Genomic DNA, 13,415 nt, shown 5'->3' on the forward strand with positions numbered 1-13,415 from the left:
ATAATTCAATGTATTAAGCCATATTAGAAGCTAAAGAAGTCGTCATCGTCAGCTTCTGCTGCAGCTTCACGCTCTTGTTCTTCTACAAATAAGGCTTTGTCGTATTTAGTAATGAATGGGTAGTAAACAGCGAAGGCTGCAACCACACAGATCACTGCTAAGATAATTGCACGCCAGTCAGTTGTACCGATGAAGGCTGCGATACCAACAGGCATTGGCCATGGCGATTGTGCAATAATTTCATTTACGAAACCTAGTCGTGTACCAAAGTAACCGATTGTAGCGGCAACCATCGGCGCACCGATAAATGGTAGGAACATTGATGGGTTATAGATCATAGGCACACCGAAGATTATTGGCTCGTTAATGTTGAAGAATGCTGGAACGATAGCCGTTTTACCTAGAGCTTTCAATTGCTCTGAACGAGCGAAGAAGGCAAGGAAAATAGTTAAACCTAAAGTTGCACCAGCACCACCAACGATAACGTATGAGTTCCAGAACTCACCCGCTAAGACGTGGTTTCCACCAGCAGCATTTTCAGCCATATTCGCTAGCAAGATTGGTTGAACTAAGGAAGAAATGATGGTAGAACCGTGAATCCCAACACTCCATAAAGCGTGGATTAAGAATACAATCACTAATACCCCGATGTAAGTACCTGTGATTTGCGTTACAAATCCAAATGGTGCTTGGATTAATTGGAACAAGTCCGTACCGAACATAACTAAGGCACCGTTTAAGATTATTACTGTGAAGGCAATAACGAAAGTTGGTACTAGGGCAGTAAATGAGTTAGCAACACCTTGCGGCACTGCATCTGGCATTTTAATTACCCAGTTGTTTACAATACATAGCCGGTATAATTGAACCGCTAAGACACCCATGATAATGGCTGTAAAGATACCAATGGTACCAAAACGTGTTACCCCGTCACCACCCATTGCCCAACCATTGATGATTGTTGATGCTTCAGTGATTTCAGTTGTACGAACCATCGCGCCGTCTTCCCAAACCAATTGTGGAATGGCCATTAAGAAGGCGAATAGTGATAGTAAGGCGCCGTTGACTGGGTTCATGTCGATGCCATCGTCGTCAACGTAAACTTTTGTAAACTCATACCCTAACACTACTGAGAAGTATAATGCAAGCACACCCATAGTAGCTGTATTGGCTAGCATGTATAATTGCGTAAAGTTGCCAATCGTTGCGTCGTAAATACCCTGTAAAGCTGGAATCGCTGTAGGTAATACGTTTAATACCAAGAACATTGAGCCAACAATAGTAAATGGAATAACGGCAATACCCGTATTCATAATGGCACGTACAAATTTAGTTGTCGCCAATTTACCTAAGGGGTTCATAATATATTTTTCTAAGATACCAAAAAAGCCAGTAGATTTATTTTCTTCAGACATGTTCAACAACTCTTTTCTTCAAATTTTTTCATCCATTAAGATGTGTATTTTTCATATCGTTGAATATATTGATATTTCTTATCTTTATTCTGAGCGATTCGTCGCACTTTGAATAAAGATATACCTGCTACCACTAATCCCACTCCCAGGATAATGTAAACAAGAAGGTCTGCTTCATCTGACATCCCTATGAAGGGATACAAATGTTTAAATACGGTTTCATTAAAGGGTGCAAAAAATAAAAGTACATTTACCACAATTTGCGCTTGGAAATAGATTTTTGAAAACTTTAATGTATTATCATGTGTCCAGTAGATCCGCAAATATTCAAATGCGGCCATACCGCCAAGTACCACCATCACACCCGGTAGGATAATTGACGAAACTTGGGTAAATAAGTTCATAAACAGCCAATATAAATTGGCAATCACACTAAAGGCTAGCGCATAACGAATAAAGAGGAAACGATTAAACCTAAAATTCCGCAAAGCCAATTCTTTTTCATGTTTCTTCATTTCTTTACTTCTTACCACGTCAATCGCATCCTTTTCTCTAGTTAGCCTAACTTTAACCCTTCATTACCTTATACATCTCCAACATTTCAACTGCCATTTCACGCAAGGTCGTTGAGGTCATCAAATGATCCTGTGCATGTACCATGATAATTTCCATATTGATATCTTCACCATTCGCGTATTGATGCAATAAGTCAGTTTGTGCGTTATGCGCTTCAACTAATGCCTCATTCGCTTCTTTTAATTTCGCCTCTGCCTCTTCATACTTACCAGCTCGCATTAATGGGAAACTTTCATGGACTAATGTCCGACCATTTCCCGCATGTAAAATGATGGTAAATGCGATTGTTTGAATTTCTGCTGATTCCATTGCTTATCCTCCCTTCTTATCCGTTTTTTTCAGCTTGTAACAAAGGTTTCAATTCAGTGAAGGTCAATTTGGCTAAGTTAGATACCCCATCTTCTGTTGGGATATATGCTTGAGGTGGGATATTGGCCACTAATTTATTCGCTGCTTCTGCTTCTTTGGCGATTTGGTCATAGTACATTTTGATTTGTGGTGAAACTAGGTATAAGTCAAACTCGCCTTTTTTAAAGAATTCTTGTGATTTACTTACAGTCGTTGCATCGAGTTCAATTGGCACATCTTTCGCTTTAAAGAAGTCAGTCGCTTTCTTAGCCATTAATGATGATGACATCCCTGCGTTACAAATGATAAGTGCTTTTTTCATAATAATTCCTCCAATATAAATTTAATTGTATTAGTAAAAGTTAGATGGTACGAAGAACTGGGCATGGTCTGGGCTGTACCACAAGACGCTATAATCGAATATGGCCCCGTTAGATAGAAAAAACTGGTTAATCAATTCTAAGCCATAAGTTTCGGGCGAACACTCCAAGTAACTAGCAACTTCACCGCCCATTTGTTTCACCTGGAAGAAGGCATTGGAGAAGCTAGGCGTCAGGTCTAAATTATCTTCTAAGTAGGTAAAAATAGACCCTCTAGCAATCTGCTCGTTCATGTACCTGACATATTTCTTTCTAAAGTAGGACTTTTCATAGGAATGGATTGCCCCTTTAATATAGCGAGTCCGTTCTACCATATAAATATCTTCATCCGGCTCACATTCAAGGTATTCTTGAATGGTGGCATCCGGTTTGATGATTTCAACCTTAACCACCCGACTCACAATGGTCGCACCGACTAGCGTTCGGCTTAAACCTTCAGGTCGGTTCAAGTTGATTTTTCCAGGAATATAGACATCTCGTACAAATATCCCCGACCCTTGGACCTGATAAATTTGCCCTTTGGCTTCTAGAATATCTAGGGCCTTGATGATGGTTGACTTGCTGGCATTGAAATCAATAGCCATCTCATCAATCACCGGTAATTTATCGTGTCGTTTCATCTTATTATCTACAATGTAGTTGGTGATTTCCTGTGCTATTTTTTTATATTTAACCATGAAACCACCTCCCAATGATTAAGTTAAATCACTACCGTTATTTGCAATCACCCCTTGGTACCAGAAGAATGAATCTTTTCGGTAACGGGTTAAAGTTCCCACTTGTTCATCATCACGGTCTACATAGATGAAGCCGTAACGTTTACGAATCCCTTCGTGGGTTGAAATCAAGTCAATGGCTGACCAAGGATTGTAACCTAACATCTCTACCCCATCTCCAACAGCCAATTTCATTTGCTCAATGTGGGTACGTAAGTAGTTGATTCGATAGTCATCGTGGATCTTACCATCGGCTGTTAGCTCGTCATAAGCACCTAGACCATTTTCCGTAATTAAAATCGGTAAATGGTAGCGTGAGTAAATCTCTCGCAGCGTGGCTCTAAAGCCGATTGGGTCAATTTCCCAACCAAATTCAGTTTTTGGTAAGAATTCGTTATCTACCCCAAGGAACATGTTTTCTAAACCAGAATTTTCTTGTTGACTCTTGAATTCAACTTTTCCAGATTCCGGTGCTTCATAAGCTTTCACTGTTAAAGTATTGTAGTAGTTAATCCCTAAGAAGTCCGGTTTCGCATTTGCTAAGGACTCATAGTCACCGTCTACTATATCTGGCAAGGCATCTTGGCTTTCTAACCAAGTCCAAACTAAGTTGTTGTACTTACCGTAAACGGCCATATCAAGGTATAACCAGTTTCTGATGGCATTGGCATTTTGCGCTGCAAGCGTATCTTCAGGGTTCATGCTGGCTGCATAAGCAATGGCAATATTTGGTGCTGGCGCAATTTTCGCTTCTGGTAATTGTTGGTGACAAATTTCCATCGCTTTGGCTTGAGCCACTAACATATGGTGGTTTTGTTGGTAAATTTCTTTGGTCACATTCTCAGTGCCTTCAGGAATACGTAAGGTCCCAATCACATTCCCAACAAGGGTCAACATATTTTGTTCGTTAATTGTTAACCAGTATTTCACTCGGTCACCATAATTATCGAATAATAGTTTGGCATAGTCGACAAACCATTCAACTGAATCACGGTTACCCCAAGATCCGCGTGCATCTAAGGCAGCTGGCATATCAAAATGGAACATGGTGATAATCGGTTCAATGCCGTATTTTAAACATTCATCGATTAAGTCTGAATAGAAGTCTAAGCCTTCTTGGTTTGCTTGTCCTGTACCTTCAGGAATCACCCGAGACCATGAGATGGAGAATCGGTAAGACTTGAAGCCCATCTCAGCCATCAAAGCGATATCTTCTTTAAATTTATGGTAGTGGTCCACTGATACTGTTAAATCAGCTGTCCCTTCAGGTAATTCTTTCGTATCTTGACTAGAAGGTCCTTTCCCATTCGTTAAACTGGCACCTTCAACTTGGTAAGCTGACGTTGATGCACCCCAGAAAAAATCTTTAGGAAATTCAATACTTCTCTTACTCATTCAACCATCTCCACCTCTCTATTTTGATGACACCGCTTTCATTTTTTTGAAAAAAATATTCCCTCAAAAACCTGGTCTACACCAACAAACGAATTGTCATCTCTGAAAACAATTATAAGGGTACAAAATCATTCAGTCAATAGAAATCGCTTACATTTTTAAAACATTTTCAATATCTAATTGCAAAAAAGACCTGTAGTCTTATGCCACAAGCCTTTTGCCTATAATCATTTTAATCATTTTTCTAATTATTTAATCCGGCAACTCACTATAGTCATGATTCAAAATACTTTTATACTCAAAATCCCCATCTTTATAATCAAAAATCAAAGCTGAACAATTGGTAAAGCCTAAATCCTTTGCAATAGACCCTTCATAATTGACAATATTTTTAAAGAATTGCGCAATGGTAGCCCCGTGACCAACAATTAAGACCGTTTGGTCAGGATGCTTGTCCGCAATCTCTTTGACTGCTTGACTAATCCGTCCTCTAACGTCTGCTTCCCTTTCCCCATCATATCCGGCAAAAAAGTCTCCATAGGGTAAAGGTGGATTCAAGTGTTCGGACTCTGCTTCAAAAGACCCAAAATCCCATTCCTTCAAGCCCTTCAATCGTTCGTAATCTTTATCTTGTCCGTAAACAATTTCCAAGGTATCACTAGCACGCTCTGAAGTTGACGAATAAGCTACATCGAAGTTGATTTCTTCCTTTTTAAAGTGGTCCCCGGCAATCTCAGCTTGGCGAATCCCCTTAGCCGTTAGTGGTGAATCCGATGCCCCTTGAATTTTATGTAGCTTGTTAAATAAGGTTTGGCCGTGGCGCATTAAATAAATTCTTGTTGTTGTCATAGTCTCTTGTCCTCCCCGTTCAAAATGTCGTATGCCATGATGATAATAGATTAGGAATGCGTTTACAATTATTTTGCCGAAAGGATCACTGCAGAATTCGCAAGAAATGTTGATAAACAATGCTATTTGGTTACAAATTTGTTAGAATATACTTAGAGCTATGACTACAGGAGGGTAAATGATGAGCTTTAAGCCAATGAGTGAAAATGTTGATTTTGATGTGATTAAGTCACATGCAAAGTTAACTGATGAAGAGAATGCAATTAAAGAAGCGCGTGATAAAGAACTACGCGCAATTATGTCTGGTGAGGACGACCGTTTCTTATTAATTATCGGACCATGTTCCGCTGATAACGAGGACGCAGTAGTTGAATATGCACACCGTTTAGCCAAGTTACAAGAAGAAGTGAAAGATAAAGTCTTTATTGTACAACGTGTTTATACCAACAAACCACGTACAAATGGTGACGGTTATAAAGGAATGTTACACCAACAAGATCCAACTGGTGAAACAAGCCTAATCCGTGGTATGAAAGCTGTTCGTAACATGCACCGTCGTGTCATTACTGAAACAGGCATGACAACTGCAGACGAAATGTTATATCCAGATAACTTACAATTTGTGGAAGACTTAGTATCTTATCACGCTGTAGGTGCCCGTTCTGTTGAAAACCAACAACACCGTTTCGTTGCTTCTGGTTTAGACTGCCCTGTTGGTTTAAAAAACCCGACATCAGGTAACCTAACTGTGACCTTTAACGCCCTACATGCGGCGCAAAAACCACAAGAGTTAATGTATTCAGGTCAAGAAGTATTAACAAGTGGTAACCCTTACGCCCACGTCATCCTACGTGGTGGTACCCTTGAAAACAAAGAAGTAGTGCCAAATTACCACTACGAAGATCTAATCAAAACCATTAACAACTATAAAAAAGAAGACTACCGTAACCCATTTGTTGTAATCGATACAAACCATGACAACTCTGGTAAAAATTACTTGGATCAAATCCGCATCGTTCAAGAAGTCTTACAAAACCGTCAATGGAATGAAGATATTAAAGCTTACGTTCGCGGTTTCATGATCGAATCTTATCTACAAGATGGCCGCCAAGAACCAGGTGGCGACGTATTTGGTCAATCAATCACTGACCCTTGCTTAGGCTGGGAAAAATCAGAAGAATTAGTACGTTACATTGCAGAAAATGTTTAAAATCATATAATAACAAACAAAAAACGAGCGCATGAATTTTTTCATTCAAGTAGCTCGTTTTTTTGATTAAATTCGTAAACTGATGGATACTTCTATATAACTGAGATAAAGTTAGATATTATTCAACTGGTGCAAAACCATAGTCATCCCAAGCGGGTACTTGACCACCGTGATATACCTCGTCAATTAAGCTTGCTGTTTCCTCTGTTTGGTAAATTTCTACAATTTGTTTAAATGTTTCATTATCAGCTTCATCTGTTCTAGCTGCAATTACATTAATATATTGTTGAGCTGATTCAGAATTTGGTTCTAAGAATAAAGCATCTTCTTGAGGATAATAACCCGCATCTACCGCGTAACCCCCATTAATCACTGAGAAGTCGACATCGTTTATTGAACGGGCAGTTTGCGCTGCATCTACTTCTTGAATATCTAAGTTATAAGGATTTTCCGTAATATCATCAACAGTTGGTGTAAATGATGCAGACGCTTCTTCATCAAGTGTGATAAAACCAGCCTCTTGTAGTAAGTTTAGCGCACGGCCTCCGTTAGTAACATCATTTGGTATTGCAACGGATTGCCCTTCACCAATTTCTTCGATTGATTCATGTTTCTCTGAATAAATCCCTAAAGGTGTGATAATGGTGTTACCGATTGGTGTAAAATCATTGCCCGACGCTTCCTCATAGTTATTCATGAAGATGATTGTTTGGAAAGAGTTTAAGTCAACTGACCCATCCGCTAAGGCATCATTTGGTGTATTGTAATCATTAAACTTTACCAACTCAATATCGATATCATATTCTTCTTTCGCACGTTCAGCCACGTTATCCCAAACGGTTGTGTCATCTCCAACAACCCCGATTTGTACCGTGTTATCTTCTGTACTACCACATGCAGCCAACAATAATGACGATCCTAAAGTAAACCCAACTAATTTAACCAATTTTTTCATAATTATTTCCCCTTTTCATTTTCCCAGTCTTTTCAATAAAAAAGCCCTTAGTCCAAACAGCTAAACTAGCTATCTCGACTAAGGACGCATTTCACGTGTTACCACCTTACTTCAGAAAGATATTCTTCCCCTCACTCCTACGCCATACCAAAAACTAAAGGATAGGATTAGCGGATAACGGCGCCACACGAGCTCATCTTATGACGAATTGTCACTCGAATCACTTCAACCTCAAGGACCATTTTCAATACTTACCAATAGTTTCTTTCACCACATGAAACCTCTCTAAAATTGATGCCTATTTACTTATCCCGTCTTCGGTAATGTCTATTTAAATATTATCTAAATCAACTAAACCTGTCAACGTTAGAGAGCTTTGGGATTTATATCAATTATAATCGGTGAAACCTATCACGATAATTTTATTTTTTTAAATCCTTTCACGATGTAAATAAAAGTTTTAGCTCAATCGTAATCTTTCTAAACAAATAGCTAATAGATTTTTGCCTATCATCTCATTAAAAAAAGGAACTATCCCACGATAGTCCCCCTCAAGATAACGAATTAAATTTTGTCAAACATCTCCGCTAAATAACGATAAGATTGTAGGCGTTTCTCTTCATCAAAAATCGGCGCATAAACTAAAATTTCGTCGATTCCAAGCGTTTCAATTTCATCATCCAAAATGGCTTTCACTGTTTCTTTAGACCCCTTGATAATAAATCGTTTAGCTAAGTATTCCTCTAACAAGGCTTGAGCCCCAGCACCTAAACTGTAGTCTTTAGCCTCTTCAGGACTCATATTCGGCAAGAGTTGACCAGTCCGAATCCCCATTTGCATCAATTCAATGGGCTTAGCTAAATAATCCGCTTCCTCGTCTGTTTCGGCCACAATGATCATATAAGACACCATGACTTTGGGTTTTTGGAAAAATGCACTCGGCTCAAACCGGTCCCGGTACAATTTAAAAACATCCGGATCCGTTTCAATCCCAAAGAATTTAGCAAAGGCATAACCCAAGCCCATTTGTGCCGTCACCAAGGCTGATTGACCTGAAGACCCTAGCATCCAAGGTTCAGTCAGGTGCTTTAAGTTTTGTGGCATAGCCCGGACCTTACCATAAAAATCTGGTGCTTGCTTATCCACCAAATAATCTAAAATGACTTGGATTTTATCATACATGTCTGTAAAGGTTTGTGGCCGCCCTTCAGCTAGTGCCTTCATCTCATCGGGTCCTGAACCTGGCGCCCGTCCTAGCCCAATATCAATCCGTCCTGGCGCTAAAGCTGTTAGCAACTTAAAATTTTCTGCAATCTTCAGCGGTGAATAATGCATAATCATGGTACCACCCGTACCCAAATGAATACGGTCTGTTTTAGCTGCCGCATAAGCCACCAACATCTCCGGTGACACCGACGCCAAACTTGGCATATTATGATGTTCCGCAAACCAATACCGGTTATAATTCATTTCCTCAATCTCTTGGACAAATCGCATGGTACGTTCAACCGCACCCTCAGCCGATTCCCCTTTATTTATCGTCACTAAATCGTGTACGCCTAATTCCACAAAAAACATCCTCTCTATTCTTATGCTCCTTACTATTATAGCCGGTGCATCTTGAACTAGAAAGAAATACGACTTGACTAATCCTGACTTTAATTAAACAACTAATCCTTGTGCTAAATAAGCTACTACATTCAAGACACCAGCCAATAACATCACTACTACCGGATCCCACTTGGTTTTAAATAATAAAGTTAAGCAAATAGCAAAAATGACTACCGCGATGATGTTGATGGTTTGTAACCCCACCACTTGGTCGCCCCAAAAGCTCGTCACTAGAATAGACACCCCTGCCGTCGCAATCATGGCCACAACCGCTGGACGAAGGGCCTTTAGCACATACTGCAGTGAATCCAAATTCCGGTATTTCATGTAAACATAGGCTAAAATTGTTACCAAAATAATCGATGGAAAGACCGATCCAAGCGTCGCCACAAATCCACCTGGGACACCCGCAATCTGATTGCCTACAAAAGTCGCCGAATTTATGGCAATCGGACCTGGCGTCATTTGAGAAATGGTAATCAAGTCGGTAAACTCCTGCTGGCTTAACCATTGGTGCTTGGTCACAATTTCATCTTGTATTAAAGGTAAGGCCGCATACCCACCCCCAAAGCTAAAAGCCCCCACCTTTAAAAAAGAAATAAACAGTTGTAGATAGATCATGCCATTTTCCCTCCTTTAAAATGATCAGACAGGAATTTACCCAAACCTAGCGCTGCGGCCGTTAAAATAATCAAGACCACATTGATGTTGAAGATATAATTGGCCAGAAAGGCCAGGACCATGGCCGTAATCAACCATGGATTCTTGGTGTCAGTAACCTCTTTACCCATTTGAAGGACTACCGCCACAATGACTGCAGCCACCCCAGCCTGCATTCCTTCTAGTAACAAGGAAATCCAGACATTAGACCGAAAAGCGTCATAGAAGAAAGATATCAGTGAGATAATGGTAAACGGCGGGATAATCGTTGCAACCACAGCCGTTAAAACGCCCACCAAGCCGGCTAACTTATAGCCAATTACAATCGCCCCGTTAACCGCAATGGCACCAGGCGCCGATTGGGCAATCGCCACCAAATCAAGCATCTCATCCTTATCAATCCAGCCCAAATCATCCACAAAAGTCTTCCGCATCAAGGTGATAATCACATAACCACCCCCAAAAGTGAACGCACTCAAAACCAATGTAGATAAAAATAACTGCCGTAAAATCGCTAACTTATTTTCTGATTGTTTATTTTCCATAGGACTCCTTTCTCATAAAATCCATATCCTATCATCAACCTCCATTATACAGAATTAGCCCTGAGTATTTGAAAAATAACCCTTTGATTTGAAATGCTTTTTCATTCAATACAATGAATTCAAATAAGGGAAAGAAGTTATAAATAATGATTAAATACATATTTTCAGACATGGATGGGACCTTACTCATGCTTCATTTATAACCTGGTAATGTCAGCAAACTCGTTCCTAATAAAGTTGGCGCCCCAGTTCCTGCTGCCGCAACAATAGCCCGAGCCATCCCTGAGAAGAACATACCAATATAGAATGGTTTCTTATATTTCAATGTAATACCGTAAATACCAGGCTCTGCGATACCAGCCAGGACAGCAGAAATCGCTGCAGACCCACTAAGTTGTTTCAAGTCCTTGTTCTTCGTCTTTAAAAATACACCTAAGGTTGTACCAGCTTGCGCCATATTATTAGGACCTGTGATTACAAACAAATTATCTCGTCCGTGTAGATCAATGCATTTGTTATTACTTGTATCCAAGTCTACGATTTATTTCTATTGCCAGGTATGACATTCTATTTTTGTTAATCTTACAAACTGAAAAGTATACCAATAAGAAAACCACTACATTCTCAAGTATTGGCATAAAGTTTATCGGTTTGGGCATGAAGATAATTTGGAGGAGGATTAAAACACCCAGTTGAGCAGAAATGTTAGTAAGGTGATATTGAATAGCTGTTTTAAAATCGATCGTAGCCACTATATTCGCAATTATAGTCATTAATAAAACTATTAACGCGAGTAGAATCAAATCCAAACTTAAAAGATATTTATTCTCGGTTCCAATAGACGAAGAAATAGCACTTAGTATAACTAATACTGAGTAAATATAAGTCATATTAGCTAGATTATAATTCAAAAAATTTTTCATATGGTGCTCCCCTTTATATGTTTAGATATGCTTTAATGTTCTTTGTATAATGACGATTGATCACTAATTTTTCTGAATTCAGTAATTTAGCTTCCAATTTGTAATTCGGCAGTACCGATACACTTTTTAGATAATTCATATTTAAAAGTGTATTTTTACTTATCCGCAAGAAACTTGTATTTATTAACCGTTCTTCAAAAAAATATAGTTTCTCCTTACTTTCAAATACTAGCTGGTCTGTGTATAAAAATGTGAGGTTATCCACACTTTCTATATAGCAAACATCTTTCATATTGATAAAATGCGTTTCACCATGGTACGTACCCGGTAAATCAATATTCTTCTCTTCTACTAGATTAATCAATTGCTGAAGTTTACGATCATATGTTTTATAAGTCACTTCTATCATCGTTTCTTCAATATTGGCATCTTCTTCCAGTAATAATTTCATTCATACCCTTCTTTCAATCTGTTATAAACCTAGTTTACGTTTGCTAAATCCTAAAATCAACGCATTCCAAGCGAAGTGCATTGAATCAAATCTCAAATGCAAAAGAAGTATAAAAAAAACACCAACGCATAAATCGTTGATGTTTCATTTGATACCGGTGGCCGGGGTCGAACCGGCACGTCCGTAAGGACACAGGATTTTGAGTCCAGCGCGTCTGCCAATTCCGCCACACCGGCAAATCAATATAATATTTGCATGTCTTTCTAAAAGCGTGAAAGGCGGTAGTCGGATTTGAACCGGCGATCAAGCTTTTGCAGAGCCATGCCTTACCACTTGGCTATACCGCCATAAATAAAAAAACTGGGATAGCTGGATTCGAACCAACGCATGACAGAGTCAAAGTCTGTTGCCTTACCGCTTGGCTATATCCCAATAAAAAAGGGCGAGTGATGGGAATCGAACCCACGAGTGTCGGTGCCACAAACCGATGCGTTAACCACTTCGCCACACCCGCCAAAATAATAATATTAGTAAAAACAGGGACAGTAGGAATCGAACCCACAATGACGGTTTTGGAGACCGTAGTTATACCGTTTAACTATGTCCCTATCCAAGTAATATCCCATAGTTTAAAAAGATAAATGGAGGGAGAAGGATTTGAACCTTCGAACCCGAAGGAACGGATTTACAGTCCGCTGCGTTTGGCCACTTCGCTATCCCTCCGTATGGTCCGAGACAGATTTGAACTGCCGACACCTTGAGCTTCAATCAAGTGCTCTACCAACTGAGCTATCAGACCATATTAATAATATTTTAAACTAACGGTCCCGACGGGAATCGAACCCGCGATCTCCTCCGTGACAGGGAGGCGTGATAACCGCTACACTACGGGACCAAGTGTTTGTAAAACAAAATTCTAATGGAGAATGAGGGGCTCGAACCCCCGACATCCTGCTTGTAAGGCAGACGCTCTCCCAGCTGAGCTAATTCTCCTAGAATAATGACCCGTACGGGACTCGAACCCGTGTTACCGCCGTGAAAGGGCGGTGTCTTAACCGCTTGACCAACGGGCCATAAAATAATTTTTTACGGAGAGTAAGGGATTCGAACCCTCGAAACAGTTTCCTGTTTACACGATTTCCAATCGTGCTCCTTCGGCCTCTCGGACAACTCTCCAAGGCAAGGAACTCTACCAACTCCGCAAGTAGGACTCGAACCTACGACATCTTGATTAACAGTCAAGCGCTACTACCAACTGAGCTATTGCGGAATAATAATAATAATACTGCATGGCAACGTCCTAGTCTCACAGGGGGCAACCCCCAACTACATTCGGCGCTAAGAAGCTTAACTTCTGTGTTCGAGATGGGAACAGGTGTGT

14 protein-coding genes, 12 tRNA genes and 1 rRNA gene are annotated in these 13,415 nt (G+C 39.9%); 1 reads left to right on the plus strand and 26 read right to left on the minus strand.

The features are described from left to right. Positions 1–23: 23 nt before the first annotated feature. From celB to ACFW0C_RS09430, 7 genes are all read right to left on the minus strand, one after another. Positions 24–1,415: a PTS cellobiose transporter subunit IIC gene (gene celB, locus ACFW0C_RS09400; RefSeq protein ID WP_378106962.1), complete on the minus strand. Its 1,392-nt coding sequence runs from the start codon at positions 1,413–1,415 to the stop codon at positions 24–26. Between the two features lie 35 nt (positions 1,416–1,450). Continuing rightward, complete coding sequence (locus ACFW0C_RS09405) at positions 1,451–1,930, minus strand: hypothetical protein (protein ID WP_378106964.1); 480 nt, start codon at positions 1,928–1,930, stop codon at positions 1,451–1,453. Between the two features lie 52 nt (positions 1,931–1,982). Next, a complete protein-coding gene (locus ACFW0C_RS09410; RefSeq protein WP_270371640.1) occupies positions 1,983–2,300 on the minus strand; it encodes a PTS cellobiose transporter subunit IIA in 318 nt (105 codons plus the stop codon). A gap of 16 nt (positions 2,301–2,316) precedes the next feature. Further along, positions 2,317–2,661 (minus strand): PTS cellobiose transporter subunit IIB, encoded by a 345-nt coding sequence (locus tag ACFW0C_RS09415; RefSeq protein ID WP_378106966.1) that lies wholly within the window; start codon positions 2,659–2,661, stop codon positions 2,317–2,319. Between the two features lie 30 nt (positions 2,662–2,691). Continuing rightward, positions 2,692–3,396 carry a GntR family transcriptional regulator gene (locus ACFW0C_RS09420; RefSeq protein WP_378106968.1) on the minus strand — a complete coding sequence of 235 codons (705 nt, stop codon included), beginning with the start codon at positions 3,394–3,396 and terminating at the stop codon, positions 2,692–2,694. Between the two features lie 18 nt (positions 3,397–3,414). Beyond that, positions 3,415–4,830, minus strand: coding sequence for a glycoside hydrolase family 1 protein (locus ACFW0C_RS09425; protein ID WP_378106970.1), 1,416 nt, complete (start codon positions 4,828–4,830; stop codon positions 3,415–3,417). A gap of 252 nt (positions 4,831–5,082) precedes the next feature. Further along, a complete protein-coding gene (locus ACFW0C_RS09430) occupies positions 5,083–5,679 on the minus strand; it encodes a histidine phosphatase family protein (RefSeq protein ID WP_378106972.1) in 597 nt (198 codons plus the stop codon). A 181-nt stretch (positions 5,680–5,860) separates the two neighbouring features. Between ACFW0C_RS09430 and ACFW0C_RS09435 the strand changes: the two genes are divergently transcribed. Further along, the gene (locus ACFW0C_RS09435; RefSeq protein ID WP_378106985.1) at positions 5,861–6,889 is read left to right on the plus strand and encodes a 3-deoxy-7-phosphoheptulonate synthase; all 1,029 of its coding nucleotides are present in this window, start codon (positions 5,861–5,863) and stop codon (positions 6,887–6,889) included. 118 nt (positions 6,890–7,007) lie between these two features. Here the strand turns inward: ACFW0C_RS09435 and ACFW0C_RS09440 are convergent, their stop codons facing one another. The 19 genes from ACFW0C_RS09440 to rrf all read right to left on the minus strand — a co-directional run. After that, complete coding sequence (locus ACFW0C_RS09440; protein ID WP_313552120.1) at positions 7,008–7,844, minus strand: MetQ/NlpA family ABC transporter substrate-binding protein; 837 nt, start codon at positions 7,842–7,844, stop codon at positions 7,008–7,010. Positions 7,845–8,408: 564 nt separating this feature from the next. Then, positions 8,409–9,422, minus strand: coding sequence for an LLM class flavin-dependent oxidoreductase (locus tag ACFW0C_RS09445; protein ID WP_378106974.1), 1,014 nt, complete (start codon positions 9,420–9,422; stop codon positions 8,409–8,411). Between the two features lie 84 nt (positions 9,423–9,506). Beyond that, positions 9,507–10,076, minus strand: coding sequence for a chromate transporter (locus ACFW0C_RS09450; protein ID WP_378106976.1), 570 nt, complete (start codon positions 10,074–10,076; stop codon positions 9,507–9,509). After that, positions 10,073–10,660 (minus strand): chromate transporter, encoded by a 588-nt coding sequence (locus ACFW0C_RS09455; protein WP_378106977.1) that lies wholly within the window; start codon positions 10,658–10,660, stop codon positions 10,073–10,075. The genes ACFW0C_RS09450 and ACFW0C_RS09455 overlap by 4 nt, the downstream gene beginning before the upstream one ends. A gap of 193 nt (positions 10,661–10,853) precedes the next feature. Further along, positions 10,854–11,144 (minus strand): PTS transporter subunit EIIC, encoded by a 291-nt coding sequence (locus ACFW0C_RS09460; RefSeq protein ID WP_378106979.1) that lies wholly within the window; start codon positions 11,142–11,144, stop codon positions 10,854–10,856. A 452-nt stretch (positions 11,145–11,596) separates the two neighbouring features. Beyond that, on the minus strand, positions 11,597–12,034 hold the full coding sequence (locus ACFW0C_RS09465) for a LytTR family DNA-binding domain-containing protein (RefSeq protein WP_378106981.1): 438 nt from the start codon (positions 12,032–12,034) through the stop codon (positions 11,597–11,599). A 152-nt stretch (positions 12,035–12,186) separates the two neighbouring features. Further along, positions 12,187–12,270: transfer RNA gene (locus ACFW0C_RS09470), tRNA-Leu, on the minus strand. A 40-nt stretch (positions 12,271–12,310) separates the two neighbouring features. Next, positions 12,311–12,381 (minus strand) — tRNA-Cys (locus tag ACFW0C_RS09475). Positions 12,382–12,394: 13 nt separating this feature from the next. Next, positions 12,395–12,466 (minus strand) — tRNA-Gln (locus ACFW0C_RS09480). Positions 12,467–12,475: 9 nt separating this feature from the next. Further along, a tRNA-His gene (locus ACFW0C_RS09485) sits at positions 12,476–12,548 on the minus strand. A 23-nt stretch (positions 12,549–12,571) separates the two neighbouring features. Continuing rightward, positions 12,572–12,642, minus strand: a tRNA-Trp gene (locus tag ACFW0C_RS09490). A 34-nt stretch (positions 12,643–12,676) separates the two neighbouring features. Further along, positions 12,677–12,757: transfer RNA gene (locus ACFW0C_RS09495), tRNA-Tyr, on the minus strand. A gap of 3 nt (positions 12,758–12,760) precedes the next feature. Then, positions 12,761–12,833 (minus strand) — tRNA-Phe (locus tag ACFW0C_RS09500). A 23-nt stretch (positions 12,834–12,856) separates the two neighbouring features. Next, positions 12,857–12,929, minus strand: a tRNA-Asp gene (locus ACFW0C_RS09505). Between the two features lie 25 nt (positions 12,930–12,954). Beyond that, positions 12,955–13,027 (minus strand) — tRNA-Val (locus ACFW0C_RS09510). Between the two features lie 8 nt (positions 13,028–13,035). Next, a tRNA-Glu gene (locus tag ACFW0C_RS09515) sits at positions 13,036–13,107 on the minus strand. 16 nt (positions 13,108–13,123) lie between these two features. Continuing rightward, positions 13,124–13,210 (minus strand) — tRNA-Ser (locus ACFW0C_RS09520). Between the two features lie 20 nt (positions 13,211–13,230). Then, positions 13,231–13,304: transfer RNA gene (locus tag ACFW0C_RS09525), tRNA-Asn, on the minus strand. 17 nt (positions 13,305–13,321) lie between these two features. After that, positions 13,322–13,415 (minus strand): 5S ribosomal RNA (gene rrf / locus ACFW0C_RS09530); the annotation flags it as partial.

It is taken from the genome of Aerococcus sp. NPDC058936, from assembly GCF_042741995.1.
Taxonomy (GTDB): domain Bacteria; phylum Bacillota; class Bacilli; order Lactobacillales; family Aerococcaceae; genus Aerococcus.